At 31.6% G+C, this 17,467-nt stretch carries 12 protein-coding genes; 2 read left to right on the top strand and 10 right to left on the bottom strand.

Translation table 11 applies throughout. The features are described from left to right. Positions 1-77 precede the first annotated feature (77 nt). The gene (locus BN4220_RS09270; RefSeq protein ID WP_066715629.1) at positions 78-671 is read right to left on the bottom strand and encodes a zinc dependent phospholipase C family protein; all 594 of its coding nucleotides are present in this window, start codon (positions 669-671) and stop codon (positions 78-80) included. A gap of 374 nt (positions 672-1,045) precedes the next feature. Then, a complete protein-coding gene (gene xylB, locus BN4220_RS09265) occupies positions 1,046-2,515 on the bottom strand; it encodes a xylulokinase (protein WP_066715628.1) in 1,470 nt (489 codons plus the stop codon). A 297-nt stretch (positions 2,516-2,812) separates the two neighbouring features. Here xylB and BN4220_RS09260 point away from each other — a divergent pair, with 297 nt between their 5' ends. After that, positions 2,813-3,979, top strand: a complete 1,167-nt coding sequence (locus tag BN4220_RS09260; RefSeq protein WP_066715627.1) for an ROK family transcriptional regulator — start codon at positions 2,813-2,815, stop codon at positions 3,977-3,979. Between the two features lie 73 nt (positions 3,980-4,052). Here BN4220_RS09260 and BN4220_RS20480 read toward each other — a convergent pair whose 3' ends face one another. From BN4220_RS20480 to addB, 5 genes are all read right to left on the bottom strand, one after another. After that, on the bottom strand, positions 4,053-4,163 hold the full coding sequence (locus BN4220_RS20480) for a DUF6019 family protein (protein WP_242867772.1): 111 nt from the start codon (positions 4,161-4,163) through the stop codon (positions 4,053-4,055). A 312-nt stretch (positions 4,164-4,475) separates the two neighbouring features. Next, on the bottom strand, positions 4,476-5,402 hold the full coding sequence (locus BN4220_RS09255; protein WP_066715626.1) for a diacylglycerol/lipid kinase family protein: 927 nt from the start codon (positions 5,400-5,402) through the stop codon (positions 4,476-4,478). 48 nt (positions 5,403-5,450) lie between these two features. After that, entirely contained in the window at positions 5,451-5,669 is a 219-nt protein-coding gene (locus BN4220_RS09250) for a small, acid-soluble spore protein, alpha/beta type (protein ID WP_066715625.1), read from the bottom strand. 112 nt (positions 5,670-5,781) lie between these two features. Next, positions 5,782-9,546: a UvrD-helicase domain-containing protein gene (locus tag BN4220_RS09245; protein WP_242867771.1), complete on the bottom strand. Its 3,765-nt coding sequence runs from the start codon at positions 9,544-9,546 to the stop codon at positions 5,782-5,784. Next, positions 9,494-12,958, bottom strand: coding sequence for a helicase-exonuclease AddAB subunit AddB (gene addB, locus BN4220_RS09240; protein ID WP_066715623.1), 3,465 nt, complete (start codon positions 12,956-12,958; stop codon positions 9,494-9,496). The genes BN4220_RS09245 and addB overlap by 53 nt, the downstream gene beginning before the upstream one ends. Positions 12,959-13,312: 354 nt before the next feature. Here addB and BN4220_RS09235 point away from each other — a divergent pair, with 354 nt between their 5' ends. Further along, on the top strand, positions 13,313-13,756 hold the full coding sequence (locus tag BN4220_RS09235; protein ID WP_066715622.1) for a hypothetical protein: 444 nt from the start codon (positions 13,313-13,315) through the stop codon (positions 13,754-13,756). A gap of 229 nt (positions 13,757-13,985) precedes the next feature. Here the strand turns inward: BN4220_RS09235 and BN4220_RS09230 are convergent, their stop codons facing one another. The 3 genes from BN4220_RS09230 to BN4220_RS09220 all read right to left on the bottom strand — a co-directional run bounded on the left by BN4220_RS09230 (position 13,986) and on the right by BN4220_RS09220 (position 17,094). Then, the gene (locus BN4220_RS09230) at positions 13,986-14,204 is read right to left on the bottom strand and encodes a hypothetical protein (protein ID WP_066715621.1); all 219 of its coding nucleotides are present in this window, start codon (positions 14,202-14,204) and stop codon (positions 13,986-13,988) included. An 867-nt stretch (positions 14,205-15,071) separates the two neighbouring features. Then, the gene (locus BN4220_RS09225) at positions 15,072-16,385 is read right to left on the bottom strand and encodes a sensor histidine kinase (protein ID WP_197467917.1); all 1,314 of its coding nucleotides are present in this window, start codon (positions 16,383-16,385) and stop codon (positions 15,072-15,074) included. 10 nt (positions 16,386-16,395) lie between these two features. Further along, entirely contained in the window at positions 16,396-17,094 is a 699-nt protein-coding gene (locus tag BN4220_RS09220; protein WP_066715619.1) for a LytR/AlgR family response regulator transcription factor, read from the bottom strand. Between the last annotated feature and the right edge of the window lie 373 nt (positions 17,095-17,467).

The raw sequence follows: 17,467 nt of genomic DNA, 5'->3' as shown, positions 1-17,467 counted from the left end.
TCATTTCTATGTATTCTTACTTAAGAATCCATACAAATAACAATTTTATGACAGCCATACATACTATTTTAACTTATTTAATGTTGCAATACCGCATAAAGATGTTTCTCTCTCTGAAATTCAATAAATTGAAAAATCGCATCTACAACATAATGGCATAATTCAATGATGTATTGGCAATCTTCTTTTATCTCATTTGCTACTTTTATATAAATTTGATGCATTTTCATAATAAATGCACAAATATCATCTACCGTTTTCATAGAACTATTCTTATCGCGGCTAAGCTCTAAATTATCATTATGTATATATGATTTTAACTCAAATTTAAGCTTTTTTTCATAACTTATATGATCTTTAAGGGACCCGCTAAAGATCTTGTTATGAGGTAAGGTAAAATAATCTGCAACATAATGGGTAATTATTCCTAAATGCCTGCAGAAATAGACTCCTTCACCTTTTTCGGCATCGTATTCTTCTGTTAAATTTCGAATTTCCTTTTTCAATATATAAAATGTTTCCTCAATTGTATGTTTCCTAGTTAAGAATGACGGCATACAATCTGGTAATATACTTCCAAGTAAAAAAGATAACTTATGGTTATGCAAAGAATTTACATTCATGTTATCGATTAAAAATTTAGCTACTGAAATATGTGATTTCTTTCTCAATAAATTTACTCCTATAAAATAAACCAAATAACTAAGGGTGTCCGATGTATTGTGTACATCTTAAATAAATATAAATCTATTCTTTATCATCATAACCACGTTGGCGAAAAATAGCAAGAACATAATTATGAATAATTTGTGACTTTTTTAGACAATGTTTGCTAATTGAAAAAATAAATTAATTTATAATCTTAATTAGCATTATAAAATTCCGTATTTTCACTAAAAACCAGTTCCATATATTACATAACATCAGTGTTATAAAATACAACACTGATATTATGTAATATAACAAAAGGCTTTTGCAACGTTACACGTTTACAAAAGCCTTTTTAATTATCCTTTTACTCAAACCAATGGGTAATAATTATTTCTTATGCAATAACATCATACACAGGTTTTAACGCAGGATAAATAGTTTTAAACATTTGATATTTTTCTTCGTACTTTTTCACCAAATCATCCTTTGGCTCAATGGTACTAACAACTTTAATTAATTTACTTGCAGCTTCTTCTACAGAATTAAATTTGCCACAGCCAACTGCTGCTAATATGGCAGCTCCAAATCCAGGGCCTTCTTCACTGTTGATTTTATCAACTTTAACGTTCATGATATTAGCTACCATTTCACACCAAAGTTTACTCTTTGCACCGCCACCATTTAAGCGAACACGTTCAATTGTAACACCGAAAGAGCGAGCGATTTCAAGTGCATCACGAAGCGCAAATGTAACACCTTCTAATACAGCCTGGGTCATATCTTCACGTGTTGTATCCATAGTCATTCCTATAAAAGTACCTCTAGCATTTGGATTATTGTGAGGAGTTCTCTCGCCCATTAAATATGGTAAAAAGAATACACGATTTTCTCCTAATTTCACAATATTTTCTTGCTCTTTATTATATTCCTTCGTACGAATGATGTCATCCATCCACCATTTGTTTGCAGATGCTGCAGATAACATACAACCTAAGAAATGATATTTTCCATTTGCATGATCAAAAGAGTGCATTGCATTATGCTCATCTACTGCAAATTCATCTGTAGCGATAAATACTGTGCCTGAAGTACCAATGGAAATACTACACATTCCATGCTCTAATGTTCCAGTTCCAACTGCTCCTGCTGCATTATCTCCAGCTCCAGCAATTACTTTAACACTGCTATTAAGCCCTAATTTCTTAGCAATATCTTCTTTTAATGTACCAACAACTTCGTAACTTTCAAAAACTTTTGCTAGCTGCTCTTCCTTTACCCCAACAATTGAAAGCATTTCCTGTGACCATCTACGATTCTTAACATCGAATAAAAGCATTCCAGAAGCATCGGAAACATCCGTGCAATGAACGCCAGAAATCATATAGGCTATGTAATCTTTAGGAAGCATAATTTTGTTTATTTTATTAAAATTCTCTGGTTCATTTTCTTTTACCCATAGAATCTTTGGTGCTGTAAATCCCGTCAATGCCATATTGGCAGTGTAAGAAGAAACTTTTTCTCTACCGATTGTATTATTTAAATAATCACATTCTTTTGTAGTTCTACCATCATTCCATAGAATTGCTGGACGAATTACATTATCATTCTCATCTAAAATAACAAGTCCATGCATTTGCCCGCCAAAGCTAATACCTTCTACTAAAGATTTGTCATGATTTAATAAAAGCTCATTCATACCTTCAACAAATGCATGATACCAATCCTCTGGATTTTGTTCCGACCAACCTGGCTTTGGAAATGATAATGGATATTCCCTTGAAACTATGTTCTCAATCTTCCCCTCTTCATTCATAAGTACTAACTTAATAGACGAGGTCCCCAAATCAACACCAATGTATAACATAATTACCTCCCAAATATATATTTTGTTTTCATTTGTTATATAATCTTAGCTATTAAATTCTATTGATGATACAATAGATCTCACACTTAGTGAACTTTCTATTCTCATAAATTAGAATTTGTTTAGTTAATAAACAATAAATTTGATATAATAATATCAGTTGTTATAGTACCTGTCAAGATTTCTTATATGGGATTTCTCGTTGACTTTCGTTTCCAGTCTTTGCCATGATGTACCAAATTTCATTGACATACATGAGATTTTTTATATAATAGGGATAGTAGAAAGGGGATAATTATGGTTATCGGAAGTAAAGAACTTATACGTGATATGAATAGCAAACTCGTCCTGGAGACGATTATGAATACAAATGCCATTTCTAGAGCCGCAATTTCAAAGCAACTAGGTCTTACAAAGGCAACCATTTCTGCAATTGTTAGCGACTTAATAAACGCAAAATTAGTTATCGAAATAGGTAGCGATGATACCTTACTTGGTAGAAAACCTATTTTGTTAAGTTTTAATAAAAAAGCCGGTTATGCAATTAGTATAGATATTGGTTTAGATATGTTATCTGCACTTGCAACTGATTTACAAGGAGACAATAAAAGTTTTAAGCAATTGCAAACACCGAAAGATACTGAATTAGTGGATACTTTAATAAAACTTATCGAGTCCATTGAAAATGAACAAGCAGATATGCCATATGGATTGATTGGTATCACACTTGGAATTCATGGGGTAACCAATCATAATAAAGTTATATTCACTCCTTATTATGATTTATCCAAAATGGATTTAGAGGAAAAGCTCTCCTCTTATTTTAGTGTACCAGTATATCTTGATAATGAAGCGAACTTATCTGCCCTTGGAGAACTCTCTTATCTCTCCAATCAGTATTCTAATATTGCTAACATAAGCATTCATTCAGGTGTTGGTTTAGGACTTATTATTGATCATAAATTATATACTGGATTCAGCGGATATGCAGGAGAATTTGGACATACCATAGTAGAAATTGATGGACGTGAATGTCCTTGTGGAAATAAAGGATGTTTGGAACAATATACCTCTGAACGTTCCTTGTTAAAGGAATATGCGCTTGCTACGAATCAAGCTTCTGTAAATTTTCAAACATTTGCAAAGGACTATCGTTTAAAATCCCCTGCGGCATTACAAGTAGGACAAAACTTTGTAAAATATATGGCAGTTTGCATCAATAACTTATTAAATTCCTATAACCCAGAAGTAGTTATAATTAATAGTGCTTTTACAATGGAGTTTCCTGAATTTACGAAACTAATTTATGATTCTCTTCGTAGCAAAATGAATGATAAAGTACCTATTGTAAACTCCTTGTTAAAAGATAATTCCATTTTAATTGGCGGAATCTGCGTTGCAGTTAAAAACTTTTTAGGAATTGATAAAATAAGTTTTTTATCAGAATATGATTATCAAAGATAAGAATACTCTATATGTAATATTTGAAATGACGTTAATCAAGCTAGTTATTAATTGAGCTAGTCATAAATTAACGTCATTTTCTTTTTGTTTCTTTGTAAGCATCTATAATACCATCTCTTACAGCAAATCTAATTACCCAATATAGTAAAAACATACCAATTATTATAGCACCTATCCCATTCATAATATAATCCTCTCTCGTATGTTAATTCTATTTATTCCCATCTTATTATAATAAAAAATAAAGTCAATAGGTACATATATATATATATTATTTTCAATTAACTTTTCACTTTAACTATAAAATAGAAAATGAGCAGTCTTCTATTTTATTTCTCTTTATATATCAAAAAGCTGGGGATAAAAAAACACTTGTTGAGTAACTGATATGCTCCTCCTATAGCAAACAGTTTTATTATTTAACCTGTCTACTATTAGGGAGCCATTCAAACAGCAAGTGTCTCTTTTTATTTATTTTTTTTATTTATTTTTTTATTTACTCTTTTAACTCAATCGACTTCTCGCTTTCCACTTGACATATATATGGAATTGCTTCTTTATGAATCACTACACTTGCTTCTTTCATATTTCCACCAAATTCCCCATCCAATGTCCATGGAATTTCTTCATCTGCAACAATTTCAGCAGCTGATACTCGTTCATAATATATATAATCGCTGTCCGAATCGCCACGCAATAATTCATTTACAATCGTTGTTAATTCAATTAGATTATGCGGCATACGGATTAGAAGCATTTCAAACAATCCATCATTTAATAATACATCCTTACCAGTAATACCTTTAAATCCTCCTACTGAATCTGAATTTGCAATCATACCATAGATAAAATCATCCTCTATGACTTTATCATCAAGGGTAATGGTTATATGATATGATTTTACTCCATGCAACTTACTAATCCCGCTTAAAATATATGCTGCTCGCCCAAACACGTTTTTCGCATTTTGTGAGGTTTCATAAGAAACATCGGTAAATAATCCAAATGCAGCCGTATATGTAAAGAACATATTGTTAATAGAACCAACATCACAGAGTAATGTTGTTCCATTAACAAGCATCTTAGCAGCACTAATCATGTCTTTCGGAATCTTTAAGCTATATCCAAAGTCATTGGTAGTTCCAGATGGAATATATCCAACTGGCAATGATTTTTCGCATTCCATTAAACCACTAACCACCTCATTTAAGGTGCCATCACCACCAGAGCATAGAATAACATCACAATTACCTCGACTAGCATAATCTTTTACAATTCTTTTAGCATCTGTCTTTTTTTGTGTAGCAAACACGACGATTTCATTATCAATCTTAGACAGTATCTCTATTATACTTGATAATTTACTTCGTATCTTTCCCCTACCAGCATTTGGATTATAAATAAATAACATTTTCTTTCGCATAAGGAACCCTGCCTTTCTTTCTAACTCCCAAATAAATATAGGTATCCCCTAACTGCTTTGCTCACCTGAATCACTTTGCTGTTTTGCAATTGCTTTTCTTTTTCTAGTAATCATACCACCAATTCGTCCTGTTTCTTTTGCGGAAAGGGCGCCCCACCCTTCTTTTAATACCTTATCAAATAAGCCAAGCTCTTTTGCAATTTCATATTTCATCATTTCCTCTGGTTTAATTTTTGTGATATCAATTTCTTTTTTCTTCTTTGCCATATCCTACACTTTGCCTTTCTTACTTTTTATAAAGTGTAGACGAATATTTTTATAATTAAACCAAAATCTGCCGTAAGAAATATATTTACTAGATTTATATTTACTTATTTTACTATATTCTTATTTCTTTTAAAAGTGTAAATGAAAAAATTATTTGCTCTTTGACTTGTTTCCCAGTAATTTGTTGTAAGGCTCTCATATAATACTCTAGTTGCTTTTGATATTTCTTAATTAAAATATCTTCTCCATTAACTTTTGGCACATAATCAGTTTTGTAGTCAATTAATACATATTCTCCATCTTCCTCAAAATAAGCATCAATAATACCTTGAATTAAAATGATTTCTTCACCATCCAAATCATCATACATCTCAGAAGAAGGGATGCCAAGTACAAATTGCTGCTCTTTCACCAATTTGCCCTCTCTTGCCGCATTGCACATACGAATTCCAATATCTGTTGCAAAAAACTTTGCCAGCATCGTTTTATCAATTTGCTGATATTCCACTTCACTTATAATTTTCTTTGTTACCAAGTTTTCTATCTCTTTAATAACATCTTCTTTTGTATTTATCTTTTCAAAGGATATGGATTCAAGCACTCTATGATAAAGCGTTCCTCGTACTGCTCCTACTACAACTTCCTCTTGCTTTAAAAACTTTGGCACTATCGTATTTTTCACACTATTTTCAACAACATATTCTGCCAAGACTGCCTCCTCTTCTTCCATACTTAGCTTTTTAAGTTCAGAGACAGTTGTTTTAATCGGTAAACTAGCTTCACGCTCAAATTGGTACTTAAAATTAAGCTCGTTTTTTAAAGCATCATAGATTTCTTCATTTTGGATCTTAGTAACGTCAAAGGAATCGAGTGTTTGCTTTAATTCTTCATTATCCCGTTGCTTTTTTTCTTCTATTTGCATTAAGTCATTATTATTAAGGACACGGTAACGAATCTTTTCTTCATTCATAACCACAGGTCCAACAAAATCAAAATATGTTCTAGCAGAGGCTAAGGTGCTAAATGGTAAGACCTCCGTTGATAGCATAGCTTCTTGGCGCCATTTTTGCTCCGTCTTTTCACTTCCCTTTACTGTGCCCACCATAATTAACTTCTCTTTTGCCCTAGTTAAAGCAACATATAAAATACGTAATTCTTCTCCTAAATTATCAAGAATCGAAGTTCTTTGAATCGCTCTTTTAAGAAGAGTTGGTGACTTCGTTCTTAACTTATAATCAATGCACTCTGGACCAATTCCATAATCCGCATGTAATACTATTTTAGCTCTTGTATCCGAATTGTTAAATTGTTTTCCCATGCCTGCAAGAATTACAATTGGAAATTCAAGTCCTTTACTCTTGTGAATACTCATGATGCGTACCGTATCATCATTAGCGCCACTATCCAAAGCCTCTCCATAATCTATTTCATACTTTAATAATCGTTCGATATAACGAATAAACTGAAATAGCCCATGATAGCTACTTGCTTCAAAAGCGATTGCCCTTTGCACAAGCATATCTAAATTAGCTTTTCTTTTCTCACCAGATGGCATGGATAATACGAAAGTATCATACCCAGTCATTTTATAGATCTCTAATAATAATTGATGGATGGAGGTATAGGATACCATTCCTCGCAATTCATCATATATCATAAAAAATTTCTGAATTTTTTCTTTTATAAGTTCATCACTGCCAACTTCTGCATAAAGTCGTGCAAGCTCATAAAGAGGCATTTTTTTAGCATCGATTTCTTTTCCATAGTTTTCTACTCGCAGTTTTGCAAGGCCTTCGCTATTAATTCCAACAATTTTTGAATATAAAATAGCTGCAAAGGGTATGTCTTGTCTTGGATTATCAAGTATTCGAAGCATATTTAAAATTGTTTTTACTTCAAGTGTTTGAAAGTAGCCCGATTGAATATCCGAATAAGCAGGAATTCCTTCAAGCATTAAGGTATCTGTAAACACTTCTGACCAACCAGCCATGGTACGAAGTAAAATAACAATGTCGCTATACCTAGCTCGTCTAAGACTTCCTTTATCATTAATTAATAATCCTTTATCGACATCTACCAATTCTTTAATTCTTGATGCTATGGCTCTTGCTTCTAATTCCCTGGCGCCAAAAACTTCTTGTATGCTGCCTTCGATTTGGCCGCCTTCCATTTGACCTTCCTCATTTGAGCTATCACCATCTTCATCTTCAGAATCTAGCTCTGCATTTTCTGAGTCAAATACAAGTAATTCCGTTTCAAAGGTTTCTTCAGTTGTTAAATAATCTTCCGTTGTTATAGACTCTTCCGTATTAGAGAGTTCACCAGAAGCTTCTGGATTAATATAATTAGCCCCAGGATATAAAGCAGCATCCGCATCATATTCTATTCCACCTAGGCGTTTCGTCATAATCTTTTTACATATTTCATTGACACTATCAAGTACAATGTCTCTACTTCTAAAGTTCTTATGCAAATCAATTCTCTGATACTTACTATCTGTCGTTTCATAAGTCTCATACTTTTCCATAAAAAGTTCTGGTCTAGCCAAACGGAATTTGTAGATACTTTGTTTTACATCGCCAACCATAAATACATTAGGTTCACCGATTCGCTCTCTTGAAATGCTATTTAAAATAGTTTCTTGAACTAAGTTACTATCCTGATATTCATCAATCATGATTTCATCAAACTGCTCACTAAGATCAATTGCAGCTTGTGACGGAATAAGTTCTCCATCTTTTTTATCCACTAAAATTTTTAGCGCATAATGTTCTAAGTCATGAAAATCAAGAAGATTTTTCTCTTGTTTCTTTTTCGTGAAACGTTCTTTAAAATCAAGAGTTAGCTCAATTAACTTATTGACAGGCACTTTTACTGCTTGCATATCCGCTAACATTTCATCACAGGATTGGAAGAAGAAATCTTTATTAAGTCCTGTAATAATGTCTTTCATCTTGGCTCGAAGCGCTTTTACAAGTTCCTTTTTCTCTTCCGAAACCCCTTCTTGCTTCTTTGTTGAAAGCCTTGCATATTTAATATCCTCAAGACTTTCTGAATACTCCTCATAGCTTTTTAACCCACGTAAGTTATCTAATAAGTCTTGGTCGGATAAAAGTGCATCCATATAAGCCATAGGCCCGTCTGCTTCTCTACAAACACTTAGTGCTAATTCATTAAGTTCTCTCGCATCCATAAGCACGGTTTCTATATATTCCATAACTTTTTTCATCCAAGGTGTTTCTTGCAGTTCGCCCAAATCCTGAATATCAAAATTCTTCCCCATGGAGGTAAGCCATTCTTCTGGCCATGGGTAACTCATGGAAAACTCATATAATTGTAAAATAAAATCTTCTAACACAGAATCTGATTTTACACTAGCATAACTTTCAACAAACGCTAAAAACTCCTCTGAGCCTTGTTCATATTGCTCCTCTAGTAATTCGCCAATCACGTCTGACTTTAATAAGGTAAGCTCTGCATCGTCCGCGATTCGAAACGATGGATCTAAATCTATCATGTGAAAATAATTTCGTATTACATAAAGGCAGAAACTATCAATTGTTGTTATCTGTGCGGTATGAATTAAGGTTAATTGCTTTTGCAAATGAGTATTTTCAGGCTGTTCCATTACTTTTTTCTCTATTGCAGCGCCAATACGCTCCCTCATTTCACCTGCTGCAGCCTTAGTAAAGGTTACAATTAGAAGATTATCAATATTTGTCTTTGAATCTTCCTTTGTTATCATTGTAATGATTCTCTCGACTAAGACGGCTGTTTTACCAGAGCCAGCTGCCGCTGAAACTAAAATGTTTCGATTTCGTAAATCAATTACCTTTTGTTGGTCCGTCGTCCAAGTCATTGTTGCCATTAGAATCATTCCTTTCTTTTAACTCTAGCCATATTTCTTCGTTGGTCATTTCCTTTAATCTGCGATAATCATAGCCCTCCATGCGGCAGTCAAAACCACAAACGGAGGAATATGGACAATAATCACAGGCACTTTTTTTCTTTAATTTATAAGGCTGTGGGTTTGTTTTTCCCTCCATGATCTGTTTGCTAAAATAGTGCATCAAACGATCAACATAATTAAGAAGTTTCTCAAATTCTTCAATACTAGCAACACTAGAACGCTTTGTTAATTCACCCGTTTTGTTCGTTTCCACTGGTATAACTCTAGATTTTTGTGACGGTGCTAGTTTACCTTCTTCCGTATGAAAGTTTTGGTCCATATAAGAAATCACATCTTCGGAGGCATTTGCAAGTCCATTCATTGATAACTTCTTGTTAATGTCATCTTCTACATGATCTGATTTTTCAACAATTGGGTCATCCAAATTATAATAAAATACTCCCGCTGGGATAACTACCTTATCTGGATTTTTCTCTTTCATCATCTGCAAAGCTGCGGATAAGTAAACACTTAATTGCATCTGAAGTCCATAATAAAGGCTTTGCAAATCAAAGGAAGTAGAACCTGATTTATAATCAATAACCTTAATATAGGTGACATCCCCTTCTTCATAGACATCAATTCTATCGATTCTTCCTCGTAATGATAGAAAACGGTCGGCATAAGAAAAGCCTTGCTCAAATACCGCTGGTTCAAATAATCCGACTTTTAATTGCTCACTTAATGTTTTAACGGTTCTTTGTAATACTCGTTCTACACGATTTATAATATACTCATTTCTTTTGGAATTTGTAAGAATTCCATTTCCAAAATCCGTAGTTGCTTCTATTACACTCTCATTTCCTAGTTTAATTCTTACCTCGTCAGGAAGTGTATGCCAAGTATATTCGCTTTCCTTTAATTTCTTTGAAAATAACTCCAGTGCCTCATGAAAGATATTTCCGATGTCTGGCACCATAATTTGATATTCTTGTCGTTCTTCTAATAAAATACCATATTGTAAAAAGTGAGCGAAGGCACAAGCTGCGAATCGTTCCATTCTTGTAACACTTCCTAGCAAAAGTTCCCCATATAATTTCTTAGCAACTTTTTTAGCTAATCCAGTCTCAGTATTACAATAAAATAATCCATCAAATATTAATTGCTTATCCACTGGAAATGGTATTTCACCAGACATATATACTCTTAATAACTCATGAAATAAATCAACTGATTTTGCATTGTTATAATTTCTTAAGCCTTCAATTAAATAGGAAAGTCCTCGATCCGTTGAAAGTGCATCTGTTACCGTTCTCTCCTCGTAAGGTACTAAGTCAAACTCCAGCGTTTTGATCTTTGGAAATAACTTCTTAATCTTTCCGATTAGATAAGAAGCTCTTAATGCCTTTCCATCATTCCCTATTTTAGCATACGATAAAAACAATTTATTCTGAGGTTTCGTTAAGTTTAAATAAATATAGAACTCTGTAGTAAACGCATTTTGACGCTTGGTTGGTGAAAGTTCAATTTCATGATCCGAAAATAACTGTCGATCCGCGTCACTTAAGATTCCGCCGCCAGGATTTGCTTTTGGCACAATTCCATCGTTTACTCCAATAAAGAATAGAGCTTTAATATCTTTTAATCTTGTACGTTCAATATCACCAACAACAATTTGATCCACTCCAGGTGGTATTAAACCAACTTTGGCTTCTTTAAATCCAGTTTCTAAAATATCTTTAAATTCTTTTACACTAAGCTGTTCTTCACCTAGAAGTTCCACAATTCGGTCAAAGATTTCTATTACAATACGATATACTTGATCATATTCTTTTGCCTTTTGAAGAAATGCTCCAGAATTCTTTTCACGAAAGTTTGCTGCCATTTCTTCTAGCTGTTCTTCTACTTCAAATTGCAATAATAAATTATAAATCCCTGTTACATAATCCTTAACCGTTTTATTTCCATCTTGAAATACAGTAAGAAATGGTTCAATTTCATGATAAAACCGTTCTCTTAGTTCATTGATCTCATCAATTGAAACTTCATACTGTGTACGATATACTCTAACCCACTCACTTGCCCATTTACTTTTTCCACGAATACCAAGTGCTATTACGTAGTTTTCTAACTTATCAATGTCTTCATCCTTCCATCGAACGAGACCACATTTTAAATATCGAAACACACTTTCATAGGTGAAGTTTTGTTCAATTACTTCCAGTGCAGCACGTATAAATTCCACGATTGGATTCGTTAATATATCTTTTTTATCATCGATAAAACAAGGGATATTGGCCAGTTCAAATTCCCTTTTTAATAAATCCCCATAGTTTTCGATATCTCCAGTAACCACTGCAATATCACGGTATCGATAGGAATCCTCATGCAATAATTTCTGTATATTTAAAATAGTATGAATTACTTCGCTTCTTGCATCTTTTGCTGCCGTAATTGTAATATCCTCTTGTTCTTTTTCATATGGTCGATATGGATACCTGAAAATATTATGCTCCAGTGCGCGAAGTGCTTCACTAGTTAAAAATCGATATGGAATAAATTCGTTTTCCTCTAGTAATTCCATTACAATTGGATCTTCTATATCAACACGATCTTCACTTGCTATTTTTGATATTTTCTCAATGGTTTTCCCTGATAGATAGAAAAGTTCGTGCTCTTCCTGCCTTTTATTTCGCTCTCTTTCATCCATGGTAACTGTGATATATATTTTCTTCGCTTGTTTTAAAAGCTTACTTAATAGCTTGTACTGTGACGGCGTAAACCCAGTAAATCCATCAAAACAAATTACCATATCCGATAGTTTTTTCGATTGGTCAATGACTTCACAGAGCACATCCAAGATTTCCTCTGTTGTAATATATTTATCTTCTAGAAAATCCTTAAAGCCTTGGTATATTGTAATAATATCCTTTAATTTATTCCGTAACATTGGCTTTTTTTCTGATATTTCATACATTTGCTCTAGCTCGTCCATTCCGATGCTATACTGAAATAACTCGGAAAGAACGGATTTCATTTCATCGATGAATCCTTGCTTCTTTATGTTTGCACCATAGAGTACTAAGTCGTTCTTCTTCTCCATAACAACTTTTTTAACAATCATACTCTTACCAGTGTCTTCTAACACAATACGTTGATTTCCACCAAGCTCCTCAAACACACGATAAGCTAATCTTAGAAAGCTTAAAACATCGATATTCATGATTCCTTTGTTGGGATGCATGCTTACTAGGTCCTTTTGAGTTTGTAAGGTGAATTGTTCTGGTACAATCACTAAATAATTAGTTTTTGGACACTCGATCGATTCCTTTATTATTTTTTCATATATATAATGTGATTTTCCTGATCCCGAACCACCTAATATAAATTGAAGTGACATCGATTATCCTCACTTTCTACCTAAATTAATCAATAATGTTATTTATATTATACCATGAACAGAAACAGTTCATGGTCTTGTTGCTCCAATCGCCTTCTACAAGCGAGCTTGCAGATGGCTCATTCCGCTTTCATTATACCATGAACAGAAACAGTTCATGGTCTTGTTGCTCCAATCGCCTTCTACAAGCGAGCTTGCAGATGGCTCATTCCGCTTTCATTATATCATAAACAAGCTTTGTTTACTATGTGATAGGGTTTGTTGCAAATTTTCTATATGTATACGGTATTTTAATGTCATAATTTGATTTCAATTTTAATACATTGTATAAAGCATAATTTGGAGGATGAAGAGATGTCGCAAAAAAAGATTATTGTCATAAAACTAAAGCAAATGATCTATGGTGCTATCTTTGTAATACTTGGCATTATATTAATCATACTATTGGTCTCACTGTTTACCTCTGGTAAAGATGATTCAGATTCAGTGGCAAGTAATTCAAAATACACAGCAGGTATATATACTTCCGTTATAAATTTGAATGATACTACTCTTAATCTAGAGATCGTCGTAGATAAAGATCATATTAATTCAGTTAGAATCGTCAATTTAGATGAATCTGTTACTACGATGTATCCACTTGTTGAGCCTGCAATCAATGACATTGAAGACCAATTATGCAATGATATTGATATTGATTCCATCTCTGTTTCAGAAGAGCGTAAATATACGCAAACACTATTAATTGATGCAGTCAAACAAACCTTAGAAAAAGCTACCGTAAAAGAAGAAAATTAATACATATAAGCATTATATATCGCTGATTTTGCGCAATTTTTCATTTCGTAAACTACCATTACAACCAAAATAGGCTGTTGCAATTAAAATATAATATTTTAATTCCAACAGCCTATTTTTATATAAAATACTCCGGGATCATATAAACATAAATCTTGGCCCTTATTCCAAGAAGTTTACTACGTCCCTACCCCTCAAATTTATGTAGAATCATGTGGATAAAATACCGTTAAGTGAGTGCCTCATCACTAACATCAACATATATTTCGAAACATGATTTTCCATCGACTTCTGTTTTTATAATATATGGAGAAACAATCGGTTGTAGCTTATTTACTAAGAGATAAGAATTGACATCATTTAGGGCATCTTGCATTTTCCCAAGATCATCAATTCTTGCACAAACTGCATTATCACTATATGTTATAATGCAACTCTTTTCATGCATATAATCCCTCCTTATATTACATCCAACTATAAGCTATTTTCTTGCATAATCACCTATTGCCTGTCCTATATTTTTCATTTGTTCTTTCATGAATTTTTAACTCATGAAACTTATTTTTGATATTTGAATTACTCCCGTTTTCAAATATTTTAATTAATAAATATAAATCATTAATTATTTACCCATTATAAATATGATTAGGTTCATTATTTTCTGAAACAAAAAAGCATCAAAAACATAACTTCTATCTATTTTTTAGCATTTAATTTTAATACTTTCAATAATAAAACGACAAACGTTTAGTTATTTACGATGAACGTATCATTTAATACTATATACTCCATTGTTTCATACTAATCCTTATTACTTTCTCATCTTTCTCTTTTGTTTAATACATGTGCCATTCTAATCCATAATATAAAAAAGCCTAGAATTTTGAAACACACTTTAATCTGCCTACATGCCTACATTTTTACATATAATTTTTTAATTTCACTTTTAACAGCAAACACTGAGCAATTTAGAAAATCTTAAAAGATTAAACCTCATTATGAATTAATACCTGCTAAAAGCTTATAAAGAGCAATAAATAAATATGATGATAAAAACATACTTTCTTCTCCTTTTATTTTTATTTTTATTTCCTTACGTAAGTTCTAATTAATTATCTTAGGTATTATTTAACATATGCTCAGATTTCATTCAATAAATCAGCGTTAAACGTTGAGTTTTTGCCGATGAACGTTAAATAAATATATATATATAACTTTGATTTTTATCTTTCATTAAACAAAAAATAGGTAGATGAAATTAATATTAAAATTAATTTCATCTACCTATTTTTAACTTTATAGAGCTTGCATTTTTCTAAGGTACAATATTGAGAAAAACTATGTTAGCAGTAAAGATATTATCAATACATCTGTACTGCAATTGTCCTTGGTATTTTTGAACACATCTTTCAACATTTAAACTTCCTAACCCATGTTGATCTTTATTCTTTTTAGTTGTTGTTAATCGATTATTTAATATATTTACCTGTTCCTTTACTGGATTACTTATTTGGATAACAATATTAGCATTCATTCTTCTTATCTGAACATCAATTACTTTCTTATCATTTATATCAAGGATTCTAACAGCTTCGATGGCATTTGAAATAAGATTTGAAAAAATAGTACATAAATCCATAGATGATATTTTAAGTATCTCTGGTAATAGACCTGTCCATTTTATTATTATGTTATCTGCTTTATTTTTTGAATAAAGATCGTTAACAATAATATTTACAATATCATTTCCTGTTTGTATATCTAAATTTAATTCAGCTGTATGCTTTTGCATATCATATAGATATTCTGTTAACTCATCATATTTTTTTTGTTCACATAAATGTTGCAAACAATATATGTGATTATTAATATCATGTCTAAATCTTTTTGTATACTGTTCTTTTTCTATTATTGTCTGATAATATAATTTTTGCTGTTTTAATAATCTTTGATTCATTTCATTTATATTTTTATAATGAATATTTGAATCGTTCATTATAACCATTCCTACACAAATCATAATAAAAACTATTCCACTAGCATATATGGCAAATATAATTAAAGAATTACCTATTGAGCTTTTATTTATTAAACCAAAAATCTGGATTGGTGCAACGTATAAACCACATCCTATTATCCCCAAAAAAACAATATAAAGATATCGTTTTTTCAATAATAAAAATGACTCCGAAATATTAATGGCTATTTTTTTCTTTATTAATATGAGAAGTAGAATAAATCCTATACTAATTGTGTCTACTAATAAATTAGGTATACTTTTATATAACTCAACTGAATCTATTCTTAATAGAAATTGTATACAGCCTGATATTATTATATCAATAAGAGAAATACCGAAATATGCTATAAATGTCATTAAAACTTTTCTATGGCCAGTAATTGAATTAATAATAACTATTATAATAAAACATATAATAACTCCAGCGCTAATGTTTTTATTCAATCCAAGATTTACAGCTAAAAAAGATGATAACAGTAATATTATTACGGAGAATAATATCATATATTTCATTTTATTTTTAAGTTTATAATCAAAGAGTCCTACCATCACCATACTTAACTTAATTATTTCAACTAAAAATATTAAAATATTCTGAATTGCTACCACAGCTTCCCCCCTACTTCGCATTAATGCGAATATACTCCACCATCTTTTCCTTAATCTTTTTCGTGTTTCTAACAGATACTGGAACGCTATATTCGTATGACAAATAAACCATGCCTTTTTCAATTTTCTTTACATAATGTAAATTCACTAAATACGATTTATGGGTTTGAAAAAACACTTGGTCTCCAAGAACTTCTATCCAATTTTTTAATGGTTCATTGCTTATAAAATACTGATTTTTAGCATGTATTGCTGTATTATCACCCAATGATTCTATGTAAAAAATATCTTTGACATTAATAACACTACTTGTTTCCTTATACTTTACAATAATTTTTTCGGCCATTACTTCTTGAATCGCATTCGCAAGAGCTTCTACAAAATCTGTTCGATTAATTGGCTTTAGTAAATATCGAAATGCTTTCACTTTAAATGCCTTGTGCATCAATTCTGCATGGCTTGTAAGAAAAATTATTGGTATCTCAACATTCTTATCTCTTAAATATTGAGCAGCTAATAACCCATCTACTTGTGGCATCTCAACATCCAGAAATATAATATCTATATTCCCTTTGTAATTCACTAATTCAATACCATTTCGAAACATAATAATATTGTACGAGATATCTCGACCTTTGAAATATTCATCACATTTTTCTTTCACAATATCCCTAATTATCTTTTCATCATCGCATATAGCAATTTGCATATTATCCCCACCTTCTTATTCGAATGCCGAAATATCATTCATTGACATTAAAGAACTTCTAGAAAGTACATTTTGCACTATCTTTGTAATGCTTATGTCTCGAAAATCCAAGATTAATTATAGTAGATTTTAACTTTTATTACAATAAATTCTACATAAAATTTGTAACTTTTATGAGATTATATTAATGTTTTTGTAATATTTAAGTGATTTTATTCTCTAAGACAGCACACTTCACTGATTTTTTATTAACTTACTTATCTAATTATAGTAAGAGCAATTATTTTCGATAATATATTTAATTTTTTTATTAAATTTCAGATTCATAATTAAATTTTAACATTTATACTTCATGATTTATAGATTTTAAAAA

The sequence above is a fragment of the Clostridium sp. Marseille-P299 genome, from assembly GCF_900078195.1.
In the GTDB taxonomy this organism is placed as follows: domain Bacteria; phylum Bacillota; class Clostridia; order Lachnospirales; family Lachnospiraceae; genus Lachnoclostridium.
Note: the sequence above shows the minus strand (reverse complement) of the source record. Positions and strands in the feature narration are given on the sequence as shown.

Bases quoted from the DNA above. Each gene is read 5' to 3' on its own strand.
- xylB (WP_066715628.1), bottom strand. From the start codon at position 2,515: ATGTTATACATTGGTGTTGATTTGGGGACCTCGTCTATTAAGTTAGTA.
- BN4220_RS09260 (WP_066715627.1), top strand. From the start codon at position 2,813: ATGGTTATCGGAAGTAAAGAACTTATACGTGATATGAATAGCAAACTC.
- BN4220_RS20480 (WP_242867772.1), bottom strand. From the start codon at position 4,163: ATGAATGGGATAGGTGCTATAATAATTGGTATGTTTTTACTATATTGG.
- BN4220_RS09255 (WP_066715626.1), bottom strand. From the start codon at position 5,402: ATGCGAAAGAAAATGTTATTTATTTATAATCCAAATGCTGGTAGGGGA.
- BN4220_RS09250 (WP_066715625.1), bottom strand. From the start codon at position 5,669: ATGGCAAAGAAGAAAAAAGAAATTGATATCACAAAAATTAAACCAGAG.
- BN4220_RS09245 (WP_242867771.1), bottom strand. From the start codon at position 9,546: ATGATTCTAATGGCAACAATGACTTGGACGACGGACCAACAAAAGGTA.
- addB (WP_066715623.1), bottom strand. From the start codon at position 12,958: ATGTCACTTCAATTTATATTAGGTGGTTCGGGATCAGGAAAATCACAT.
- BN4220_RS09235 (WP_066715622.1), top strand. From the start codon at position 13,313: ATGTCGCAAAAAAAGATTATTGTCATAAAACTAAAGCAAATGATCTAT.
- BN4220_RS09230 (WP_066715621.1), bottom strand. From the start codon at position 14,204: ATGCATGAAAAGAGTTGCATTATAACATATAGTGATAATGCAGTTTGT.
- BN4220_RS09220 (WP_066715619.1), bottom strand. From the start codon at position 17,094: ATGCAAATTGCTATATGCGATGATGAAAAGATAATTAGGGATATTGTG.